Annotated in this window: 18 protein-coding genes and 1 pseudogene; 8 read left to right on the top strand and 11 right to left on the bottom strand. The window is 54.9% G+C overall.

The annotated features are described in order from the left end of the window. Window positions 1-108 precede the first annotated feature (108 nt). Complete coding sequence (locus LPQ25_RS13070; RefSeq protein ID WP_004143408.1) at window positions 109-909, bottom strand: DeoR/GlpR family DNA-binding transcription regulator; 801 nt, start codon at window positions 907-909, stop codon at window positions 109-111. A gap of 362 nt (window positions 910-1271) precedes the next feature. Between LPQ25_RS13070 and deoC the strand changes: the two genes are divergently transcribed. The 3 genes from deoC (at window position 1272) to LPQ25_RS13055 (ending at window position 4415) form a co-directional block, all read left to right on the top strand. After that, complete coding sequence (gene deoC / locus LPQ25_RS13065; RefSeq protein ID WP_014907592.1) at window positions 1272-2021, top strand: deoxyribose-phosphate aldolase; 750 nt, start codon at window positions 1272-1274, stop codon at window positions 2019-2021. Between the two features lie 53 nt (window positions 2022-2074). Beyond that, on the top strand, window positions 2075-3580 hold the full coding sequence (locus LPQ25_RS13060) for a xylulokinase (RefSeq protein WP_004891963.1): 1506 nt from the start codon (window positions 2075-2077) through the stop codon (window positions 3578-3580). 61 nt (window positions 3581-3641) lie between these two features. Continuing rightward, entirely contained in the window at window positions 3642-4415 is a 774-nt protein-coding gene (locus LPQ25_RS13055; RefSeq protein ID WP_004143402.1) for a DeoR/GlpR family DNA-binding transcription regulator, read from the top strand. A gap of 270 nt (window positions 4416-4685) precedes the next feature. On the opposite strand, the pseudogene LPQ25_RS13050 reads toward LPQ25_RS13055, so the two are convergent. Together LPQ25_RS13050 and LPQ25_RS13045 are read right to left on the bottom strand one after the other, a co-directional pair. Further along, window positions 4686-5705: pseudogene (locus LPQ25_RS13050) on the bottom strand (aldo/keto reductase); the annotation flags it as partial. A 45-nt stretch (window positions 5706-5750) separates the two neighbouring features. Next, entirely contained in the window at window positions 5751-6737 is a 987-nt protein-coding gene (locus LPQ25_RS13045) for an aldo/keto reductase (protein ID WP_032446045.1), read from the bottom strand. Window positions 6738-6953: 216 nt separating this feature from the next. Between LPQ25_RS13045 and LPQ25_RS13040 the strand changes: the two genes are divergently transcribed. Then, on the top strand, window positions 6954-7862 hold the full coding sequence (locus LPQ25_RS13040; RefSeq protein WP_002904893.1) for a LysR family transcriptional regulator: 909 nt from the start codon (window positions 6954-6956) through the stop codon (window positions 7860-7862). A gap of 181 nt (window positions 7863-8043) precedes the next feature. Here the strand turns inward: LPQ25_RS13040 and LPQ25_RS13035 are convergent, their stop codons facing one another. From LPQ25_RS13035 to pgtC, 4 genes are all read right to left on the bottom strand, one after another. Next, a complete protein-coding gene (locus tag LPQ25_RS13035) occupies window positions 8044-8562 on the bottom strand; it encodes a GrpB family protein (protein ID WP_019705093.1) in 519 nt (172 codons plus the stop codon). 127 nt (window positions 8563-8689) lie between these two features. After that, window positions 8690-9940: a two-component system response regulator PgtA gene (gene pgtA / locus LPQ25_RS13030; RefSeq protein ID WP_002904899.1), complete on the bottom strand. Its 1251-nt coding sequence runs from the start codon at window positions 9938-9940 to the stop codon at window positions 8690-8692. After that, window positions 9930-11924 carry a two-component system sensor histidine kinase PgtB gene (pgtB, locus tag LPQ25_RS13025; protein ID WP_161508564.1) on the bottom strand — a complete coding sequence of 665 codons (1995 nt, stop codon included), beginning with the start codon at window positions 11922-11924 and terminating at the stop codon, window positions 9930-9932. The genes pgtA and pgtB overlap by 11 nt, the downstream gene beginning before the upstream one ends. 11 nt (window positions 11925-11935) lie before the next feature. Next, the gene (gene pgtC, locus LPQ25_RS13020) at window positions 11936-13156 is read right to left on the bottom strand and encodes a phosphoglycerate transport regulator PgtC (RefSeq protein WP_014907588.1); all 1221 of its coding nucleotides are present in this window, start codon (window positions 13154-13156) and stop codon (window positions 11936-11938) included. A 405-nt stretch (window positions 13157-13561) separates the two neighbouring features. Between pgtC and pgtP the strand changes: the two genes are divergently transcribed. Next, complete coding sequence (gene pgtP, locus LPQ25_RS13015; protein WP_014907586.1) at window positions 13562-14953, top strand: phosphoglycerate transporter PgtP; 1392 nt, start codon at window positions 13562-13564, stop codon at window positions 14951-14953. A 133-nt stretch (window positions 14954-15086) separates the two neighbouring features. Here the strand turns inward: pgtP and lysM are convergent, their stop codons facing one another. Further along, window positions 15087-15536 carry a peptidoglycan-binding protein LysM gene (gene lysM, locus LPQ25_RS13010; protein ID WP_004179893.1) on the bottom strand — a complete coding sequence of 150 codons (450 nt, stop codon included), beginning with the start codon at window positions 15534-15536 and terminating at the stop codon, window positions 15087-15089. Window positions 15537-15989: 453 nt separating this feature from the next. Here lysM and LPQ25_RS13005 point away from each other — a divergent pair, with 453 nt between their 5' ends. Beyond that, entirely contained in the window at window positions 15990-16862 is an 873-nt protein-coding gene (locus LPQ25_RS13005; RefSeq protein WP_004151646.1) for an alpha/beta hydrolase family protein, read from the top strand. Window positions 16863-16914: 52 nt separating this feature from the next. Here LPQ25_RS13005 and LPQ25_RS13000 read toward each other — a convergent pair whose 3' ends face one another. Beyond that, the gene (locus LPQ25_RS13000; protein ID WP_002904912.1) at window positions 16915-17559 is read right to left on the bottom strand and encodes a TenA family protein; all 645 of its coding nucleotides are present in this window, start codon (window positions 17557-17559) and stop codon (window positions 16915-16917) included. Next, on the bottom strand, window positions 17559-18404 hold the full coding sequence (locus LPQ25_RS12995; protein ID WP_002904914.1) for a BtpA/SgcQ family protein: 846 nt from the start codon (window positions 18402-18404) through the stop codon (window positions 17559-17561). Before LPQ25_RS12995 ends, LPQ25_RS13000 begins: the two co-directional genes overlap by 1 nt. Before the next feature lie 26 nt (window positions 18405-18430). Here LPQ25_RS12995 and LPQ25_RS12990 point away from each other — a divergent pair, with 26 nt between their 5' ends. Further along, complete coding sequence (locus LPQ25_RS12990; RefSeq protein WP_014907585.1) at window positions 18431-19303, top strand: PfkB family carbohydrate kinase; 873 nt, start codon at window positions 18431-18433, stop codon at window positions 19301-19303. A 1-nt stretch (window position 19304) separates the two neighbouring features. Here LPQ25_RS12990 and LPQ25_RS12985 read toward each other — a convergent pair whose 3' ends face one another. Then, on the bottom strand, window positions 19305-20258 hold the full coding sequence (locus LPQ25_RS12985) for an ABC transporter substrate-binding protein (RefSeq protein ID WP_014907584.1): 954 nt from the start codon (window positions 20256-20258) through the stop codon (window positions 19305-19307). Between the two features lie 345 nt (window positions 20259-20603). Here LPQ25_RS12985 and LPQ25_RS12980 point away from each other — a divergent pair, with 345 nt between their 5' ends. After that, window positions 20604-21626: a LacI family DNA-binding transcriptional regulator gene (locus tag LPQ25_RS12980; RefSeq protein WP_004176158.1), complete on the top strand. Its 1023-nt coding sequence runs from the start codon at window positions 20604-20606 to the stop codon at window positions 21624-21626. Window positions 21627-21711: the final 85 nt, after the last annotated feature.

The raw sequence follows: 21711 nt of genomic DNA, 5'->3' as shown, positions 1-21711 counted from the left end.
AGGCCTCATTTATTCCGGTGGTGGCTGAATTCAGGCAAAGTCTGGCCCTGCCGCGGTAAGCAGCGTTTCGACATTGCGCGTATTAACCGTCACGTCATGACGGCGTACTCAGGCTATTTGCAGGCTGACGTTATGCCAGGTCATCTCTTTTTCCAGCAGCGGATCGACAAACCTTTCAGTCACCAGACAGTCCAGCTCGCCCAGTCCGCCGATACGCGCGACGCCTGTTCGCCCCAGCTTGCTGCCGTCGACCAAAGCCACAGTCTGACGGGCGGCCAGCAGCATCTGTTTCAGCAGGGCGGCGTGGGCTTGCGTACCCGCATACAAGCCGCTATCGCGCTCCAGCCCCTGGCAGGAGAAAAAGAGCGTATCAATGGCATATTCGCGTAGCGTTCGTGAGGCGGTTTCCCCGAAGAACGACTCTTCGGTCGGGGAGAAATCGCCCCCCAGCCCGACGAGATGCAACGAGCGTCGGCTCATCAGAGTTTGTAAGATGCGAATGGAGGGCGTAATCACCGTCAACGCCATCTCCGGCATCTGCCGGGCCAAAAACCAGCTGGTGCTACTCCCGTCCAGGACAATGGTCTGTCCCGGTTGGAGAAACTGCAGTGCTTTACGGGCCACGCGCATTTTGCCTTCGCTGTGCAGCAGCGTTCTGTGCTGAAAGCTTCCCTGGCTATCTTCAACTGGCAGGGCGGATGCCGCCGCCCGGGTCGCCGGCAGCGGATTTTCCGCCGCCAGCGCTCCACCGTGGCTTCGGGTTAAGATCCCTTTGCGTTCCAGCTCGCTCAGATCGCGGCGAATCGTTTCCCTGGAGACCCGAGTCGCTTGCGCAATCTCATTCACCCGCATGACGCCGTGTTGGCCCAGCAGTTCAACAATCAAACGATGACGTTCCAGCGGCAACATAGCTCTCTCCTGAAGTACATAATCAGATTACCTTTCCCTTGCGCAGAGCGTTGAGACCTCGGGAATGTCCCACGAAGGCAAGCTATCCGCAGCCGAACACTGTGATAGCGCACGCATTTCGCTTCACTTCCGTCAGCGGTTTGCGCTATTTCGCCCGTGATTCAGGCATAAACAAAAACAAACAAAAATAAATGCAAGATTGCTTTTGCGCCCATTTATGCCCGATTACGCCTGCTCTGCAAGGTTAACGCTTATTTTCTGCTGCTAATTAAAAACAAATGAAAATAAAAAAATGCTAATTTGATCACGTTATTTTCATTTAATGCGTTTTTAAATGGATTTAAGCCAAATATCAGCATTAAATGAAAGCAATTAAAAACAAAGGACAGGATAAGACCATGAATGAAACAACCCGTCGTTTTGCACGTTTAGTTGATCTGAGCGCAGTTCAGGCCACCAGTACCGAAGCGGATGTTCGCGCCTGCGCCGAGCTGGCTGCCAGATACAACATTATTTCCGTCCACGTACTGCCTTGCTGGACGCGCTTTCTCAGTACGTTGCTGCCGCAGCAGGGTACGGGAGAGGTGATGATTGGCGGTCCGGTCGGCTTTCCCGGCGGTGGGCATACCACCGATACCAAGGTTCAGGAAGTGCGGCAGCTGATTGCCGACGGCGCTCGGGAAGTGGATATGGTCGTGAATATCGGCAAAGTGCTCTCCGGCGATTATGACTATGTGCGCGAAGATTTGCGCCGCGTGGTGGAAGCCGCCGCCCCGGTACCGGCCAAAGTGATCCTTGAAACGCACTATCTTAATGAGGAGCAGATTCGTCGCGTGTGCGAAATTGCCGTAGAGGTGGGGATGAAGTGGGTCAAAACCTCTACCGGCTGGGCGCCCACCGGCGCCACGGTGGAAAAAGTCAGGATCATCGCCGACCAGCTTAAAGGCCGAATCGATATCAAAGGCGCCGGGGGCATTCGCGATCTGGCCACGGTGCGTGCGCTGTACCAGCTTGGCGTGCGCCGCTTTGGCATGAGCCATGGCGCGGTAACCAAGGTGCTGGCTGAACTGGAGCAGCACCCGGAACGTTTTCCCGAGCTGAACGCCGATTAAACTGAGAGACCGCGGGCCTGGTGGCCCGCCTTAAGACGTCACCGGAGTTAGTGATGAAAGATAAAATACTCACGATTGATGTTGGCACTGGCAGTACCCGCGCCGCTATTGTGCGCATTGACGGCGCGATGATCGGCTTTGCGCAAAGAGAGTATGAGCAAACCACGCCGCGTGCAGGTTGGTCAGAACAGGCCCCGTCTTTATGGTGGCAGGCCGCCTGCGACTGTATACGCGAGGTGCTTTACCGCTATCCTGAAACGGCAGCGCAAATTGCGGTTATTGGTGCTTGCGGACAGATGCATGGCACCGTCCTTCTGGACGACCGTGGCGAGCTGGTGGAGGATAGGGCGTTGCTGTGGAATGATAAGCGCAGCCAGCCGCAAGTTGACGCCTTTAACGCGCGCGAAGGTTGGGAAAAGTGGCTGGCGCATTTGAATAATCCGCCTGCGGCAGCATGGCCCGCTTTCAAGTTAGCCTGGTGGCGCGAAAATCATCCGGATCGCTGGTCGCAGCTCGCCAAAGTATTAATGCCGAAGGACTATATTAATTTCATGCTGACCGGTGCCATGGCGACCGATTATAGCGAAGCGTCGTGCTATTTCCTGATGGACAGCGAAACCCGTAGCTGGTCTTCGCAAGCCTGCGAAACGTTTGGTCTGCGGGTCGATCAGCTCCCGGAGCTTAAACTTTCCAGCGACATAATCGGCCAGGTGACGCAGCGCGCAGCCGACCTGACGGGCCTGCCGGCGGGTATCCCGGTGGTTGCCGGGACGTCGGATATGGCGGCCTCTCTGCTGGGCTCGGGTGTGTATGAACCGGGGATGGCGTCTGATTCAACCGGCACGTCGACGCTGATGACGGTGGTGTCGCCGCGGCCGTTACACCATCCGCTGGTTAATAATCTTCATCTTGCCAACGCGGCCTGGGGCGGATTTACGATCCTCGACGCCGGCGGCGATGCCGTTCGCTGGGCGCGGCTGGCACTTGCCGATAACCAGATTACGCATCCACAGCTTTTACAGGAAGCGGCGGCGGTGCCGGCGGGGGCAGAAGGGCTGCTGTTTCTTCCCTATCTGACGGGAGAACGTCTGGCCGAACACACGAACTCGCGGGCACAGTTTTTTGGCCTGCAGCGCAAGCATCGCCGCGGTCATTTATTCCGCGCAGTTCTGGAAGGGGTGGCCTTTGCATCCTGGCGCAATCTTCGGCAGCTGCAGAAGTGCGGGCAGTATCCGCAACAAATGATCGCTTCCGGCGGCGGCGCGCGCAGCTCGCTGTGGCTTGAAATCAAAGCCGCAGCGTACAATCTGCCGATATTATCTACGCGTAATCAGGAGAATGGCGTCACCGGATGCGGTATTATCGCCGGGGTTGGCGTAGGGTTGTACGCCGATTTTGCCAGCGGCGTGCGGCAAACGGTGCAGTTCGACAAACTGATCTCACCGGATCCCCGTCTGCGGGATTATTACCACGCCTGCTGCGAGCTTTTTGATACGCTGTACCGGCAATCCGCCGCCTTATACGACAGGCTGGATGCGCTCAGCGTAGGACCCGACTGATACGCAAAGGTAAGCCAGCGCCGCTGCGCGCGTAACGAGCTGTAAAAAAGAGAGAGGCAGAATGTTTGCAGAAGAAAGACAGGAGAAGTTACTCGGTATTCTCAGGGAAAAACGCAAAGTTGCTGTTTCTGAGATGTGTGACGTCTTTAATGTATCTGGCGCTACCATTCGTGCCGATCTCCGCCAGCTGGAAGAGGAGGGGTTGCTGACCCGAACGCATGGCGGAGCCGTTCTTCGTACCCGAGCGAGCTTCGAACAAGCATCGGACGCCCGCGAAATTGTCAATCTCAGCGCGAAAGAACGGATCGGCCAGCGCGCGGCGGCGCTGGTTGAGGATGGCGATATAATCGTGCTGGATACCGGTACCACGACGCTACATATCGCGCGCAATATTCGTGACAGACAGAACGTCACGGTGGTTACCAATGATTACCAAATCGCCCGGGAGCTTGAGGCCAGTCCCTCGATTCAAACGATTCTGCTCGGGGGGATCGTTAAGAAGGGATACCACTGCGTGGTGGCAATTAACGGACGTTCCATTCTCGACACGCTAAACGTCGATAAAGCATTTATGGGCACCAATTCGCTGTCGCTGAAACACGGCGCCTGCGTGGCCGATATCATGCTGGCAGAAACGAAACGAGGCATGGTGGAACACGCCAGTCAGGTGATTATTGTCTGCGACTACAGCAAGCTGAATAACACCTCGCTTGCCCAATTTACCGCCGCAGATCGAATTGACACGGTGGTGGTGGATCGTCTGCCTGATGATGTTCAGGCGTATCGTAATGCCGGCATTCAGGTGATTTCTCTGGATGAAGAGAATCTTCTCTAGCGCGGAGTTCAGGCGGTATCAAATATCAGGTGGGCCGTAAAACCCCGCCCAGATGGACGGGGATGTAAGGCGCGTTTTACCGAGTCACGTGAAGAGGAGCGATACAGAGGAGTGGATGCGATATGTGGCGTAGATTCCCTCAATCGGCGATTTAACATAATATACATTATGCGCACTCATGTTGTAGTAGCTAAATTGAGATGTCCGTCTTCTCTGACCAAATAGATATGTCCGCGCTACAGTCTTACCACAGCGATCACTGCTTTCAAAGATAGGGACAATCCAGGGCCGCTGCGCCATCACCCAGGCCAGCGCGAACTGAACCGGAGTGGTGTTTTTGCGACGGGCCCACGACTGCGCGAATTCAAGCAGCACCATGTTTTTGGCCAGGGCATCGGGCTGGAAGCGTGGCAGGTTATGCCGCCGATCGGTGCTGTCGAACCGCTGGCTTGGATTGACTGCTCCGGCAAGGAAGCTGCGGGCAGTCGGGCAGTAAGGTACGAAACCGATACCCAGCTCTTCGAGCGTTGGAAATATCCGCGTCTCTGGTTCCCGCCACCACATGGCATACTCACTCTGCACCGCAGTCACAGGGAGTACCGCATGTGCGCGGCGAATTGTCCTGGCACTCGCTTCCGACAGTCCCCAGTGTTTCACTTTACCCTCCTGGATCAACGCCTTCACGGTTTCCGCCACATCCTCGATCGGCACATTCGGATCGGGGCGATGCTGATAGAGAAGATCGATGTGGTCCGTTTTCAGACGCTTTAGCGAGCCCTCTACGGCACGGCGGATATGGTCAGGGTGGCTGTTAAGGGAAGTGGGCTTCCCCTCCTCCACGCCGAAGCCGAACTTGGTGGCAATCACCACACGATCGCGAACAGGGGCCAGTGCTTCCCCGACAAATTCTTCACTGAGATGGGGGCCGTAGACCTCGGCAGTATCAAAGAACGTGATACCTTGTTCGAAGGCTGCCCGGATAAGCGAAACCATGGCTTTACGATCGCGCGGGCCTCCGCCGTAATAACCCACCATCGGCAGGCACCCGAGTCCCATGCTGGACACCTCCAGCGAGCCGAGTTTACGCGTGGTTAAGGTTTCCTTCCGGACGGGAGCAGCATCCGAAGGGGCGTTCGGCGTGTCCTGACCAGCCGGTTTCGCCATCACGGCGCCGCTCCTGCCAAGGGTGGTTGCGGCCAAAGCCAGACCGGCGCCGGCGATCAGAAAATTGCGCCGGTCCCGGGAAGCGGGTACGGCAGCAGAAGGCTGGTCATGGATCATCTTGCTCATAAACTGGAACTCCCTATAACGAAGAAAGGATTCATTAATTGGTCATTACCAGGCATAAGCCTGGGGCGCTTCTCCCCCGGGGCCGGGCCAGATTTCGTCGAGACAGCTCATGGTGTCGTCTGATAGCGTGACTGTCGTTGCGTGAAGCGCCTGCTGGAGTTGTTCGACCGTACGAGGCCCAATCAGTGGAGCGGTAACGACAGGATTCTGCAGGAGCCACGCCAGGGCCACATCGGAGGGGGTTTCGCCGAGGTCCTCACATAATCCCTCGTAGGCTTCCAGCTGCGGACGATACTGTTCGATTAGACGGGCAGACGCGGGCCTTGCACGGCGCCCGCTTGCCATCTTTTTCAGTACGCCGCCAAGCAGCCCTCCGGCAAGCGGGCTCCAGGGGATCAACCCCAGGCCAAAATGGCGGCATGCGGGAATGACCTCCAGCTCAATGGTGCGGGCTGTCAGATTATAAAGACTTTGCTCGGCGACCAGGCCCAGGAAATGACGGGCCGTGGCGACTGACTGCGCAGTCGCAATGTCCCAGCCCGCGAAATTGCTGCTACCGATATAAAGAACCTTTCCCTGCTGAACAAGCAGTTCCATGGCCTGCCAGATCTCTTCCCACGGCGTATGACGATCGATGTGATGCATCTGATAGACGTCAATATGGTCGGTCTTAAGCCGTCGCAAACTGTCCTCGCAGGCTTTGCGAATATGGTAAGCAGAAAGCCGGCGATCGTTCGGGCCCGGTCCCATAGGCTGATAGACTTTTGTCGCCAGAACGATGCGTTCACGGCGGCCACCCTGCTGAAGCCAGCGACCAATAATTTCCTCGGACAGCCCCGAGCCTTGCTGGATATCGGGAGATTGTTCAGTGCCATACACGTCTGCTGTATCAATGAAATTGATACCCGCCTCAAGCGCCTCATCCAGAATGCGGGCGCTGGTCTTCTCGTCGGTGACGTCACCAAAATTCATGGTTCCGAGACAAAGGCGGCTGACTTTCAGGCCGGTGCGGCCAAGATGCGTATAGTTCATAAACGGCTCCGTTAGATGAGTGTCCCGCCCTGGCCTACCAGCCAGAGCGCATGATTTTCAAGAATAACGAAGCACAACGTGTACAGTGAGTGGACGTGCATGAATGGACTTGTGAAAGAAATTCAGCAATGGATTAGCCCTAATCGGTCTAAGGTGTATATCATTTCTTCATCAACGCATTCGGGTTTTAACGCCGCACAAGGAAAACTTTTCTGTATGCAAATAAGCAGAGCTGATGTTGCCGATCTTATTTATTTCATGGCGATTGCACGTCATCGCAGCTTCAGCCGTGCGGCAATTGAATTAGGCGTCAGTGCATCAGCGCTGAGTCATGCCCTGAAGGGGCTGGAAACCCGGCTCGGGGTTCGCCTGCTTAATCGCACGACCAAGAGCGTCACCCCTACGGCAGCTGGTGAGGAACTGGTTCAGTCTGTTCTTCAGCCTTTCGACACCATAGAAGGCGCGCTTGAATCGCTTAACCGGTATCGCAATACCCCTACCGGTCGTATCCGCATCAATGCAGCCGTTGAAGCGGCAAATCTTTTGCTTGCGCCGGTCATGCCCGCTTTTATGGATCGCTATCCCGATATTGAAATCGATATTGTGGCCAGCAACCGAATGGTTGACGTGACTGATGCGGGCTTCGATGCCGGCATCCGCTATGGTGGCACCGTCCCGGAGGACATGGTTGCCCGGCGTTTATCTGCCGATATTCGCTGGGTTATCGCGGCCTCCCCTGATTACCTGGAACGCTACGGAACGCCTGAACATCCGGATGATTTATTACACCATCGCTGCATCAGCAATCGTCTCGGTGACGATCGGGTTTATCGCTGGGAACTTGCGCGAGACGGCGAAACATACCAAATGACAGTGCCAGGCTCAGTGACGGTCAATCATGCCGAAACGGGTCTGGTGGCCGTATTGGGCGGGGCTGGCCTGATGTATTTTCCGGAGCCTCTTGTTGCACCCTATGTCAAGGATGGACGGCTCCGTCTGGTGCTTACGGAATGGTCCCCACTGGAGGAAGGTTTTCATATCTATTATTCAAGCCGCCGGCAATTGCCGACCGGGCTTCGCCTTCTGATTGAGTTCATACAGGAGGCCAGGCCGCTGGGGTTGTGAAATAGTGCCTCCATACTGAATGATGCGTTATCGGCTTTATCGCCCCGTCGCTTATTCAGAATGCTCAGTTGCAGGAAGCCGCAGGGAGTCTGCAAGGCGTGCTGTTTGCTAATAATGGAGAAACAAGAGGTAACGCTGTGAAAAATTACAAAAAAAACATGGGTTGTAGTTTATTTGAAGGCTAGCCCAGGTGACCCGCATCAATAAGCGCCATACGAAGATGTTTCTGAATGAAATCCGCTTTATAAATGCTGTATCGGTGGCTGTCATTTTCACATAATAACATCGCGCTTTTTTTCATTAAAGCGTACTGAATGGCTACGTCATTGTGTTTAATAAGGTAATCACGGAATGCCAGGTGTTTTATGATTTGAGCATCCCCGGTGGTAAACGCATGGATATGATGACTACGCTGATTTCCACCTTTTGTAAAGTACCTACGATTTAAAATGCCGTTTTCACCACGCACAGTATATCCTACACCCTCCATTGCCTGATTCAGACTGTCCAGTTCTTCAAGATTAGCAACTTCGATTAATATATCTATTACTGGCTTAGCTGATAATCCAGGCACCGAGGTGCTACCAATATGATGAATCCGGGATATCACTTTACCAAGCGTCATCTGCAACAGAGTACGCTCGTTCTCAAATAAAGTCGGCCACATCTCATCATAATCAACCACAGTCAATATTCGCATGTTCAACAGTCACACCTTTTAAGGAAATTTAAGCAGTCACAATAACATAAATCGCCTCTGCTGACTTGAAGGCATTTATAATCTGTATCTGTCCTCATAATTTTCAACCATCGTCTGACAAGATGCCCTAAACCCCTTTGTAGTGCTCTTTATTCAGACCATACTTCTTCATTCTGAGATAAAGTTTTTTACGCGGTATCAGCAGATACTCCGCCACCTCATTAATACGTCCCTGGTGGATATTCAGCGCTTCGGTGATGATCTGCCGTTCGACGTCCTCAACCCGCTGATCCAGCGGCGTCGGCTCGCCGATGTGCATCAGCGGATTAACCGTTTCTGCAAGTGGTAATACCCCCACTGCAAACAGCTCGGCGGCGTTCGCCAGTTCGCGAACGTTATTTGGCCACACCCGGCGCATCATCCCCTTCAACAGACCAGCATCCACCTCCGGGACGGGATGATTCAGCCGTTGACAGGTTTTTTGCAAATAGTGATGAAACAGCGGCTCGATATCATCAGGTCGCTTTGACAGAGGCTGGCAGCCAATTTGCGTCATCGCAAAGCAGTAATAGAGTTCCGCCACTATCTGGCTGCTGGCGGCCAACTCCACCAGCGAAGCGCTACCGATACCAATCAGGCGAAAAGGCCGCTTCTCATGACTCTGCAGCTGTACCAGCTGATGCTGTTGCTCGTGAGTCAGATGCTCGGGGTGACTTAAGACCAGCGTTCCGCCCTGGGCCTGGGCGATCAGTTCATTAAGCGTATGGGCGTTAGCCGGAGTCAGCTCGCAGGCGATAAACGGACCTTCAGCGTGCCGTCCTAACTGGTGCAGGTAACGCGCGCCGGTCATGCGGCCGGTTCCCGGCTCGCCGTAAAGCCATACCGCAATATCCGTTTCTGCCAGCTGCTGAAGGCGCTGGCGATACCGAACCGTCCATTGGCTGCGGCCAATAAGCTCAACCTGTAATTTTTGCTGACAATACTGGCGACGGGCGATAACCGATTGCCTCTGACGCAGCGCGGCGTCCACCAGCGTGAGCAGTTTGCCCGGATCGATCGGCTTTTGCAGGAAATCCCAGGCCCCTTTTTTCACCGCCTCCACCGCCATCGGCACATCGCCGTGACCGGTGATAAGCAGAATCGGCAGCAGATCGTCATCCTGATGAAACAACGTCATTAAATCGATACCGGAGCAGCCGGGCATGCAGACATCGCTTAAAACGATGCCGGGCCAGTCCTTCGGCACCTGCTCCCGCGCATCAAACGGATTATTACAGGCACTGACATGATACCCCGCTTGCTCAAGCAGCTGCGTATAGGCATCCAGCACATCGGCATCATCGTCAATCAGCAGAATCGAACAGTTATTACTCAACATCTTTTACATCCGTCAAATTGAATTCCAGCACCACGCAGGCACTGCGTGTAAACGTCGACGCCAGGCGCAACGCCCCTTCCATTTGCGTCATCAGCGAAACACATATCGAAAGCCCTATTCCGAGCCCCACGGTTTTACTGGTAGTGAACGGCTTTAACAGCGAAGGGAGTAAGGCCGCAGGCCAGCCAGGGCCGTTATCGGCAATCAACACGCACAGCCTTCCGCCCTGGATTTGCCAGCTCACGGTGATTTGCGCGGCGTGCGGGCAGGCGTCGAGGGCATTGGACAGCACGTTCACCAGCACCTGATGGACGCGCACTTCGTCCCCCTGGATCCAGACAGTGTCATCCGGTATCACCAGCGTCCCCTGCTGAGGCTTATGACGCATCGCCAGCAGTTCCCACGCCACGGTAAACGTCTGACGCAAATCGACCGGATGCAGCGGCGTTTCCAGTTCTGCGCGGCGGGTAAACTGGCGCAGGGAGCGGATAATCGCGTCAATGCGGTTGATCAGCCCTTCTGCTTTGCTTAACGTCGTCCGCGCCTGCTCCGCCTGTCCCTGTTCGATCGCCCTTCCCGCCGTAAAAAGATACATCGACAGCGCGTTCAGCGGCTGATTAATCTCATGCGCCAGGGTGGTCATCGTCTGCCCCACCACCGCCAGTTTAGCGGTCTGGATCAGCTCGTCCTGCGTGGCGCGCAGATCGGCCTCAATCGCTTTTCGCTCGCCAATCTCCTGTTCCAGCTGCTGTTTTTGCGCATTAAGCTGACCCAGGGTATGACGAAGCAAACCGGCAATACGTCCCAGCTCGTCGCGCCCGTAAACCGGAATGGTCGCCTCGGTCCGGCCCAGACCAATCTGCACCACCGCCTGATTCAGCGCGGTAAAGCGTTTCACCAGCCGCGAGCGAATATAATAATGGTTTAGCCCCCATGCCAGCAGCAGCGCCAGCAAGGTCGCCACCAGGATTAACCCGCCGCTGACCCGGACAATCTGCGCCATACGCTGATTAAACATCTGCATCTGCTGGTGACTGCTGCCAAGCTGGGCTTCCAGCAGCGTTCTGAAGCGCCCCAGCGTCGCTTCTCTGGACCGGCTGGCTTCCACGAGCGCTTTTTGCGCGCTAACATAGTCGCGCATGGTATCCGGCATATTATTTTTCACCATGCCAATTTCCAGCAGCTCATCTATCGTTTGTCGCAGGGTAATGGTGCTCGGCCAGTCATCCAGCGCACGGATATTTTCATCCGCCGTTTTTTTCAGGTTTTCAAGATAGCGGATATGCGTCTCCACCAGCATGCCGTCATCATTCCCGGATTTCAGTTCATTGAGCCTGTCGCGCAGGTCGTCAACGATCTGATTTTCAATACGAGCCAGGGTATAGACCTGCTGCTGTTCATTCTGCACTTCCCGGGCGCGTTTCAGATACTGCCTCGCATCCCCCTGTCGGGCTTCAATCTGATCGAGCAGCGTTCCCTGTTGCCAGGTAAAATCCTGCACCAGCGAATTTAGCTCGGTGGTGAAATCATCGTGCAGCCAGTCGATCCGCGCCGCAAGCTCTCCCACCTTTTCACGAACCAGAAACATGTTGTAGAGCACGCGATCCAGTTCCGCCAGCAGCGCGCGGCTGTCCTGCAATATCACCCCCAACTGCTGGCGTTCTGCCGGCGACAACCCCTGACTTAGCCGTTCTATTTTGTCCAGATGCTGGATAATCTGGTTGCGCAGCTGCAGTCGTACCGTGGTATTTGGCGCCAGCAGAAATTCATTGAGCTGATCGACCACCAGGTTGAGATTCCCTTCAATCAGAAAAGCCGCATGGATGCGCGGAAAATACTCATCCAGCGAATAGCGGATCTGCGAACTTTGTTCATGCCAGGAATAGAGGCTTACGCTGCTGACAATCAGCGTAAGCAGCGCCCCCGTCAGAAATGCCCCGCGCAGACTGCTACTGATACTGATTTGCCGCAGGCGTTGCAGCATGGACCTGTCCGTCATTTCAGTTCTTCCAGTTTAGTAATCGCCTGCCGCTGGTTGTTGAGAAACCAGAGCTGCCACTCCATCATCTGCTGTTCCGCAAAACTTTTGTTGTCGAACTGAGCCAGCCAGGCTTCATCCTCGCTGCTGGCCGGATCCACCGGGACACGGGTGAGCAGCGCCCGTATCTCGGGCAGCGGACGCTTAAGACGGACCTCCGCGCTATGCAGCGCTCGCCAGGCGTCTTTGAGCTGAGCAAGACGAAAGCTAATCGCCGTATCAAACATCCGCTGAACCAAACGCTGACGTTTGAGGATCAATCGATAGTTTAATGGCGGTTGATTCATCAGCATCGCCTGCTGCGCCGCCCGTGGATTGCCTGGCGCCAGCGGTGTTACCGGATACTTCCCGGTATTAGCGTCGGCGAGGATCGTCTGGCCCTCCGGACTTAACAGATAGCGAATAAACCGCCGCGCTTCGCTGGCGTGCTGGCTGTTTTTAAGCACTGCGACATAGGTCGGCGAAACCGCCGACTGGGGGAAATAGCTAAAAGCCAGGTGCGGATCGTTCAGCAGCAGATTGGCGTAATTATCAATCACCGGACCAGCCACGCCCAGGCCGCTTTTAATCTTATCCGCCACCCCAAAGCTACGGGATGAAATGGTCACGAGGTTTCCCGCCGTCGTCAACAGCGTTTCCCATCCTTTAATCCAGCCTTTTTGTTGCAGCAGCGACTCCACCATCAGATGGTTGGTATCCGAACGCGACGGACTGCTCATCAGCAGCGCCCCCTGATAACGGGGATCGGTCAGGTCATCCCAGTCCGCTGGCGCAGGCAGATGCCGGGTCATCAGCGCTGAGCGATTCATCAGCAAACCGAACCCGGAGATCGCCACGGCCACGGAGGTGGAGCGAATGGATTCCGGCACCAGATGTTGGCTGACTGCCGGCGCACCGCTGAACGGCGCCAGTTTTTGATGCTCCTGAAGATGCTGCAGCAGCATCGGCGACGAAGTCAGGATCAGATCGACATTTTCGGCATTTGCCGTATCAAGCAACTGTTCCAGCGAGGCGCTGGTGCGGTTGAGCGTCCTTATCATCACCGACCCCGGCTCTTTCTGCCAGCGATCGATAATCCACACGGTGGCGCTGGGAGAAAATGTCGTCGCCATCACCAGCTCATTGCTTTGCGCCGCACAGGGTCTCAGCCATGCGGTCAGCAGCAGCAGCGCGAGCATTTTGCTCACTATCCTGACCCCACGAAGAAATATGTTTGTGATCCCGTTCATAAATATTGAAATACCGTAAAAACCGCGTTGAGACAAAACTTACCCGTTTATGACATCTGGTGAATTAATCGCCGCGAGCGGAAAAATAGTCAAACGGGCGTCCGGGAATATCGGGAAAGATTACCAGATAATGATTAGGCAATTTGTTAGTGTCCGCACAAGCCGGACATAAAATCAGCGCAAAATTAATTGCGCAAAATCTCACTCATGCCACATGGGTCAAAAACAACCCGTCCCTGCATTATTTTGAGTCAATTTTGACTCATTTCGTCGATTTGAATTTTTTAGCCGCTTATTTCACCCTTCGGGGTAATTACTCCTGATGTTCATATCAATATAAATACAGGTGACGACATGTTATCATTATTAAAAAAAGGCCCGTCGGCGAATAAAGTTCCTGCTGAGAAAATTCAGGCAACCTATGGTCGATACCGTATGCAGGCGCTGCTAAGCGTATTTCTGGGATACCTGGCGTACTATATCGTGCGCAATAACTTCACCTTATCCACGCCCTATCTGAAAGAACAGTTAGACCTCAGCGCCACGCAGATCGGTTTGCTCAGCAGCTGTATGCTCATCGCCTACGGGATCAGTAAAGGCGTAATGAGCAGCCTCGCGGATAAAGCCAGCCCGAAAGTCTTTATGGCCTGTGGCCTGGTGCTGTGCGCCATCGTCAACGTCGGGTTAGGATTCAGTACCGCATTCTGGGTCTTCGCTGCGCTGGTTGTCCTGAACGGCCTGTTTCAGGGTATGGGGGTCGGCCCCTCTTTTATTACTATTGCGAACTGGTTCCCGCGCCGTGAGCGTGGCCGCGTTGGGGCGTTCTGGAACATTTCCCATAACGTCGGCGGCGGAATTGTCGCCCCGATCGTCGGCGCCGCATTCGCCATTCTCGGCACCGAGCACTGGCAGAGCGCCAGCTACATTGTACCGGCCTGCGTGGCGGTGGTATTCGCCATTAGCGTACTGGTACTGGGTAAGGGTTCGCCGCGCGAGGAAGGTCTGCCTTCGCTGGCAGAGATGATGCCGGAAGAGAAAGTGGTGCTGAAGACCAAACACGGCCAGAAAGCGCCGGAGAACATGAGCGCATTTCAGATCTTCTGTACCTACGTACTGCGTAACAAAAACGCCTGGTATGTCTCCTTTGTGGATGTGTTTGTCTATATGGTGCGTTTCGGCATGATCAGCTGGCTGCCAATTTACCTGCTGACGGTGAAACATTTTTCCAAAGAACAAATGAGCGTCGCATTCCTGTTTTTTGAGTGGGCGGCAATTCCGTCTACTCTGCTGGCCGGCTGGCTCTCCGACAAGCTGTTTAAAGGGCGCCGGATGCCGTTAGCTATAATCTGTATGACGCTAATCTTCATCTGTCTGATTGGCTACTGGAAAAGCGAATCTCTGCTGATGGTCACGGTATTCGCGGCGATTGTGGGCTGCCTTATTTATGTCCCGCAGTTTCTGGCCTCGGTCCAGACCATGGAAATCGTCCCCAGCTTTGCCGTCGGTTCAGCCGTGGGTCTGCGCGGATTTATGAGCTATATCTTTGGCGCATCGTTAGGCACCAGCCTGTTCGGCGTAATGGTCGATAAAATGGGCTGGCACGGCGGGTTCTATCTGCTGATGGGCGGGATCGTCTGCTGCATACTCTTCTGCTACCTCTCTCATCGCGGCGCGCTGGAACTTGAGCAACAGCGTAAAAACACCGAGCAGGAAGAGGCCCGGCTGGCACTGGCTAACGCACAGTAAGCGCCTGAACCCCGGTAAAAGAGCCAGCAAGCTGGCTCTTTTGTCGTTGAGAGAGGAATAGATGTCCGCGGCGGCTTCCGACAGCGGTATAAAGCAAGTATTCCTGCCATCACTGATGTTGCTGCTGAGTGGCCTACTTCGCCGGGATAATCAGCACCTGACCCGGATAGATTTTGTCGGGATGGGTCAGCATCGGTTTATTGGCTTCAAAAATACGTTGATAATCATTGGCCGAGCCATACATCGCTTTTGAGATTGCGCTCAGAGTGTCACCGGATTTGACCGTGTAAAAACGACTTTCCGCCCCGCTTTGCGTCACCTTAACGCCGTCACTGACCTGGCCTACGCCAGTGACATTCCCGACCGCTACCAGAATTTTTTCCTTATCCTCCTGCGAAGCGACATCACCAGTGACCGTTGCGGTGCCATCTTCCGCAACATCAATATTGACCTTTTCGGCGCCAGGCAGATTAAGTCCATCGATATGTTTTTTCAGCTTATCGGCCCGATCTTCTTTACTGTCGCCGGAGACGGCATCCCATATTTTCTCACCCGCTTCTTTCACAAAATTTAATAATCCCATCTTTCCATACCTCCACGACGGTTACATGATCACATCATCATCGGACCCGTTGATCCAATGTCAGGGGGCTGGTTTTGCTACCCGCCCTCGCGTCAACAGCCTGAAGCAGCACAAGCCACCATCAAAGTATAATCAATAAGCGACTAAGTGCAGGAAATTTGCCCCGCTACGGCAGGAAAGTCTGTATTCCGGCAAGGCGACACGAAACTAAAGCGGACATTATCCCCCCGAACACAAGGCACCTGGCGCAGAGGCTGATTGATTGTGAAAGGATATGGGACCTTAAATGGCAGGCTGGGAGTTGGCACCCCGCCTGAGGGCTCCTGATTCTGGTCGCCAATGCTTTCAGGACGTTTTTCTTACTGAGATCGTCTCAAAAACATTCGCTGATTTCTGCCGCAGCAGCTACAGTAAATCCAGGTTAAACTGGTATGACCACACAAGGCGAGACTCATGGAATCTGTCATCATCCCCGTAAGCCAGGGCGGCTTTGTCGCCGCCACGCTCTGGCAAAGACACAAAGCCAAAGCATTGGTGATCGTTCACCCGGCGACGGCCGTTGTACAGGGATTTTATAAAGGATTCGCTGAATACCTTTATAAAAGGGGGTTTAGTGTCATTACTTATGATTACCGGGGCACTGGTCTTTCGAAGTCCGGGAGAGTCCGTCACAACAAAAACACCATGTCCGACTGGATCGAGCAGGACGTCGGATGCATCACCGCGTGGGCGAAAGCCCGAGCCCCTGGCCTTACCCTGCTGGCGATTGGGCACAGTATTGGCGGGCATGCCGTGCTGTTATCTTCCGCCTCCACCGACCTGCGAGCCGCCGTCATGGTTGCCTCACACGCAGGCGTGACAAGCACTATCAGCCAAACGAAGGAAAAGCTGCGAGTATGGTGCTTACTGCGCGTTTTGGGGCCGGCACTTTGCCGGCTCTTTGGGTATATGCCAGCCAGACGTCTCGGGCTGGGTGAAGATTTACCGGCTCCGGCGATGCTTCAGTGGGGACGCTGGAGCGCGATGCCTGAATATTTCTATGACGACCCGGAGTGGGATGCGCGTCAGCGGGCAGGAAAGATAACCTTACCTATTCTGGTGTTGGGTTTTGATGACGACCCTTGGGCTAATACAGAAGCCATCTCACGCCTGCTTGCTCCAGCGCAAAACGCAAAAATAGAACGCCGTGAAATACGGCGGGCGGATTACGGACTTTCATCCATTGGTCATATGGGCTTCTTTCGTACCCGGAATGCGGAGAAATTATGGCCCCTCGTCGCACAATGGCTGGAGAGACATTGCCCGGATAAGAGGCGGACGACCTGAGCAATATTTCAGGAGACGCCGCTTCCGGCGCCTCCTGTTCTTCACCTCGCGGCTACTCCTCGTACGCCGCGTGATGGAAATCAATTTCCCACTGCAGCACCTCGCCGTAAAGCGCCGATAACGCCTGCTTTTCGTCTTCACTCAGCGCCATGGCGCAGCGGTCGAGTTCGTTTTTTAGCCAGAGAGCCTGCTGATAAAATTCGTCCTCCGCGTGCATTTCCACCCAGCGTCGTAAATCAGCATCGCTCTGATAATGTTCGCTCGCCCGTCGGCACCAGAAATAGTACATCCATTCCGCACCGAACATCAGGGTCACAATCTGCTCATAGCTGCCCTCGTGGGCGGTCCGCAGCATACCGTCGCGAAAGCGCCGTACCCCGGGCAAATCATCCGGGTACTCAGCGGGATCGATCTGCCGCGCTGACAACACCTGTTCAAACCACGCGATCTGTATATCAACCAGGGCATTCAGCACGCCAATCAGCCAGCGCTGCTGTTGAATACCCGGCGCTTTGCTGACCCCGAGGGCAAAAATCGCGATTGCCGTCGCGACAAAGTTGCCCTCAAACACCAGATAGCGGTTGAAGACGACTGTCGGCAGACGATCCTGTTCGATATCAGTCACAAACGGGTGCTGCTGCATCGCCTGCCACGCCGGTTGATGTTCGCGCAGCAGGCGTTCGCTAAACGCTTCCATTATGCCTCCTCCAGCGCGGCCTGCGCGACCGACATAAAATGTTTCACCCGGGCCAGCTCAACATCGTTCCACCAGACGCCATCGACCTTCATTGTACTGGCCACAATGACCCCCTGAGTCCGCCCGAGGATCTGCTTCACGTTAGCCGGTGTCACCCCGGAGCCCACCAGGAGCGGTAGTTCCGTCGCCGCGCGGATCTCGTCAATTTCCGCCATCGTGGCGCTATCGCCCGTACGCTGGCCGGTGGCGATCACCGCGTCAGCCTCGAAGAAATCGACATCGCGCGTCAGTTCCTGAATCGAACGATCGGCGACAATGGCATGGCTACCGTGCTTAACGTGGCTATCGGCAAAAACGCGAATATGTTCAGCGCGCAGCATACTGCGGTAGCGCAGCGTCTTAGCGGCCGCCCCTTCTATAAATCCTTCGTTGGCGATATAGGCGTTGGCCCACTGGTTGACGCGGACGAAATCGGCGCCTCCCGCCAGGGCGATCGCCATTGCCGGGATCGCCGCGTTAGCCAGAACGTTAATGCCCAGCGGCACAGCAAAACGTTCACGAACTTTCTCGGTAATGACCGCCATCAGCGCTGAGGTTTCATGGCCGATATCCTCAGGTTTAGAGAAAGGAATATCGCCATGATTTTCAATAATCAGACCATGAACACCGCCTGAAATATAATTTTCAGCATCGCGAAGCGCACGTTCAACAATATCCGAGACTGATTTTCCTCGATATTTTGGCGAGCCAGGAAATGGGTCGCAATGAATAACACCAATAACAGCCTTGCTTCGTGAAAAAATAGCTTGTATTGCATTCGTTTTTTCTGCTGAGATAGCAACCATCTTATCCATCCTGTTAAGGGAACACTATGCGTGTTTACGTTACTGGTAATATTACCGTAGATGAAACCTGGTCCATTCCGGATATACCGAAAAAAGGAGCCTCCATTCACGGCGTTAAAGTGTCGCAGGATATCGGCGGTAAAGGCGCGAACCAGGCGATTATATTATCCCGCTGCGGAATAGAGACGCGTTTAATTGCCGCCACGGGAAATGACAGCAACGGCGCGTGGATCCGCCAGCAGATAAAAAATGAACCACTGACGCTACTACCCGACGGCCATTTCAATCAACATAGCGATACCTCGATTATTTTAAATAGCGCTGATGGCGACAACGCCATCATTACCACTACGGCGGCGGCCGATACATTCAGCCTGGATGAAATGATTCCGCATATGGCGGATGCCGTCGCTGGCGATATTCTGCTACAGCAGGGCAATTTCTCCCTCGATAAAACGCGGGCGCTGTTCCAGTACGCCAGAAGCCGCGGCATGACGACGGTATTCAACCCCTCACCTGTCAATCCTGACTTTTGCCATCTGTGGCCCCTCATCGACATCGCGGTGGTCAATGAATCCGAGGCCGAGCTGCTCCAGCCATACGGGGTGAAAACCTTAGTGATTACCCAGGGCGCCGCAGGCGCCTGGCTGGTCCAGGAGGGCCAGCGTCAGTTTTGTCCCGCCGTGCCCGCCGAGGCGCTTGATACTACCGGCGCGGGCGACACGTTCCTCGCCGTCATGTTGGCCTCCGCCCTGCTGCGCGGCGTCGCGCCGGATGCGCTGGCGCTGGCGCACGCCAGTCGCGCTGCCGCCATTACGGTTAGCCGCCGGGGGACGGTCAGCGCGTTTCCCGGCAGCCGTGAGCTCGCCGCCCTGTTAACCACGGACGGGGCGCGCTGACCTACTTAAACAGCGGACGGTATGAATCGACGTTCGCTTTGGTTACCACCGTCGCCGGAACCAGAATGGTTTTCGGCACGGTTTTACCCGACGTGATGCTGTTCAGCGCATTCAGGGCTTCGGCGCCCATCTTTTCCGGGTCCTGCTGCAGTACGGCGGTGACGTAGCCGCCGTCAATACCGGAAATCGCCTTCGCCGTCAGATCCCAGCCAAAGACTTTAATATCCTTCTGCCGCCCCTGGTTTTCTACGGCGGCGATAGCGCCGAGCAGCGCGGGTTCGCCGGTGGCATAAATCGCTGTCAGATCCGGATTACCGGTGATCAGGTTTTCCGCCGCGGTCATCGCTTTATCCTGCACATTCTGCCCGTCGACCACGTTAGCGATAGTAATCTTCGGATTGCTTTTCAGCGTCTCTTCGAACCCTTTCTGCCGCTGGTTCTGAATGGCCGAATTCAGCGCGCCGACTATACCCAGTCGCGCCTGGCCGCCCATCTCTTTCTGCACGTAGTCCACGAAGTATTGACCGATAATTCTGCCGCCTTCAATATTATCAACGCCGACCTGAGCTGCCTGTGGCCCGGCCGGTAATACGGCATCAATCGCAATCACCGGAATGTTTGCGGCGGCGGCTTCTTTAACCGCTGGCATGATCCCGTTAACGTCGATAGCAGCAACCAGAATGCCTTTAACGCCTTGCTGAATATAGTTTTCTATCGCGTCGTTTTGCGCCACGGGATTATCGTTAGAGTTAAAAATAACTAAATCCTTGCCACTGGCTTTGGCCGCATCCTGTGCGCCTTTATTCATCAGATTAAAGAACAGCGCCTGTTGGTTGATTTGTACCAGCGCATAAGTCGGACCGGCAGCGCTGGCGGCAGAAATAAAACTCATTGATGCCAGCATGGTCGTGGCGACAGTAAGTAAACGCAGTTTTCCGGTGTGAAATAACATCATCAGTATCCTCGTCGGGAATAGTTGATAGCCAGCAGAGTTCCGCGCCGCATGCGAACGCAGAAGGATTATTTTTTTGGCGGGCAAATATCGTCTATATCGCCAGAACAATCATTGAACGTTCGGCGGATACCTGCTTAATGTCATCCCGGCAACCGGTCCGTGTCGGTGCGCGACTGGAATAACTTAAACGGGGTTGGGAATGACTTCCCGGATGATGCGGTAAACTGCCTATACAATTCTCCGCTGATTAAAATTTGTCAAGCATTTATTTTTGGTGATTGTTCGCAGAGAAATTGCTGTATCCACCGCGCTTAACTATGTTACAGATAGCCGATTCTGGCAGAAATGGCGCAGGAAATGAGTATAAAACGTGTATTGTTATCCGATGTGGCAAAGCTGGCCGGGCTGTCGAAGGCGACCCTGTCGCGCTATATGAACAACAGTATTGTGCTGCCGCAGGACACCATCGACCGCATCGAAACCGCCATTCGCGAACTGGACTATCGCGGCAATAGCCTGGCACGCCGTCTTAGCAAAGGCGGCAGCGAAACGCTTGGCCTGGTGCTTCCCGATATTACCAACCCCTTCTTTGCCGAACTGGCCGACGCAGCCGAAGAGGCCGCTTCTGCCAGCGGCTACAGCCTGGTGCTGTGTATCACCCGCAACAACCCGGAAAAAGAGTGCCAGTTCATTCGCTGGCTGGATACCTGCCAGGTCGACGGTCTGCTGTTCACCACCAACCGCCCCGATAATGGCCTGCTGCGCAAGGAAGTCCAGCGTCACGAACGGATTGTCCTGCTGGATGAAGATATTCCCGGCAGTAAGGTACCGAAAGTGTTTGCCGATAACGTCCAGGGCGGGCGGATCGCCACCGAAAAACTGATCGCCGCCGGGCATCGCCATATCGCTTTCGTCGGTGGCCCGGACAAGCTGATGAGCGTCCGCGAGCGCTATCAGGGCTTTTGCACCGCGATGGAGCAAGCGGGCCTGAGCTGGCCGCCCGAATGGGTGATGTATGGCGACTACCAGCGCGAGTTTGGCCAGCAAGCGTTGCGGTACCTGTTCAGCCAACAGGTTCGCCCTACCGCCGTCTTCGCTGCCAGCGACTATCTGGTGCTCGGTCTGCTCGACGGCTTGCGCGCCAGTGGGCTCCAGGCGCCAGAGGCGCTATCGTTAGTCGGCTTCGATGACGCCAACTATGCCGATTTTACCCAGCCGCGGATCTCCACTATCCGTCAGCCCGCCCGCGAACTGGGCCGCACTGCGGTGAACATCATGATGCGCCTGCTAAACGACGATCCGGATATCCCTGCGGAAACCCGCCTGCCGGTTGAATGGATTGGCCGCGACTCGATCAAGATTTGTTAAGCCCGTCCCAAAATGGCGCAAAAGCGCCCGCTTTTGGCGCAAAAAACGATCAATTAACAATTTATTCACTATAATCAGTAAACCG

It is taken from the genome of Klebsiella sp. KPN54798 (genome assembly GCF_021184225.1).
Lineage (GTDB): Bacteria > Pseudomonadota > Gammaproteobacteria > Enterobacterales > Enterobacteriaceae > Klebsiella > Klebsiella pneumoniae.
This window is presented reverse-complemented; position numbering and strand designations above follow the sequence as displayed.

Bases quoted from the DNA above. Each gene is read 5' to 3' on its own strand.
- LPQ25_RS12990 (WP_014907585.1), top strand. From the start codon at position 18,431: ATGCGTGTTTACGTTACTGGTAATATTACCGTAGATGAAACCTGGTCC.
- LPQ25_RS12980 (WP_004176158.1), top strand. From the start codon at position 20,604: ATGGCGCAGGAAATGAGTATAAAACGTGTATTGTTATCCGATGTGGCA.
- pgtP (WP_014907586.1), top strand. From the start codon at position 13,562: ATGTTATCATTATTAAAAAAAGGCCCGTCGGCGAATAAAGTTCCTGCT.
- deoC (WP_014907592.1), top strand. From the start codon at position 1,272: ATGAAAGCAATTAAAAACAAAGGACAGGATAAGACCATGAATGAAACA.
- pgtC (WP_014907588.1), bottom strand. From the start codon at position 13,156: ATGCTCGCGCTGCTGCTGCTGACCGCATGGCTGAGACCCTGTGCGGCG.
- LPQ25_RS13040 (WP_002904893.1), top strand. From the start codon at position 6,954: ATGCAAATAAGCAGAGCTGATGTTGCCGATCTTATTTATTTCATGGCG.
- LPQ25_RS12995 (WP_002904914.1), bottom strand. From the start codon at position 18,404: ATGGTTGCTATCTCAGCAGAAAAAACGAATGCAATACAAGCTATTTTT.
- pgtB (WP_161508564.1), bottom strand. From the start codon at position 11,924: ATGCTGCAACGCCTGCGGCAAATCAGTATCAGTAGCAGTCTGCGCGGG.
- LPQ25_RS13005 (WP_004151646.1), top strand. From the start codon at position 15,990: ATGGAATCTGTCATCATCCCCGTAAGCCAGGGCGGCTTTGTCGCCGCC.
- LPQ25_RS13000 (WP_002904912.1), bottom strand. From the start codon at position 17,559: ATGGAAGCGTTTAGCGAACGCCTGCTGCGCGAACATCAACCGGCGTGG.
- lysM (WP_004179893.1), bottom strand. From the start codon at position 15,536: ATGGGATTATTAAATTTTGTGAAAGAAGCGGGTGAGAAAATATGGGAT.
- LPQ25_RS13070 (WP_004143408.1), bottom strand. From the start codon at position 909: ATGTTGCCGCTGGAACGTCATCGTTTGATTGTTGAACTGCTGGGCCAA.
- pgtA (WP_002904899.1), bottom strand. From the start codon at position 9,940: ATGTTGAGTAATAACTGTTCGATTCTGCTGATTGACGATGATGCCGAT.
- LPQ25_RS12985 (WP_014907584.1), bottom strand. From the start codon at position 20,258: ATGATGTTATTTCACACCGGAAAACTGCGTTTACTTACTGTCGCCACG.
- LPQ25_RS13055 (WP_004143402.1), top strand. From the start codon at position 3,642: ATGTTTGCAGAAGAAAGACAGGAGAAGTTACTCGGTATTCTCAGGGAA.
- LPQ25_RS13060 (WP_004891963.1), top strand. From the start codon at position 2,075: ATGAAAGATAAAATACTCACGATTGATGTTGGCACTGGCAGTACCCGC.
- LPQ25_RS13045 (WP_032446045.1), bottom strand. From the start codon at position 6,737: ATGAACTATACGCATCTTGGCCGCACCGGCCTGAAAGTCAGCCGCCTT.
- LPQ25_RS13035 (WP_019705093.1), bottom strand. From the start codon at position 8,562: ATGCGAATATTGACTGTGGTTGATTATGATGAGATGTGGCCGACTTTA.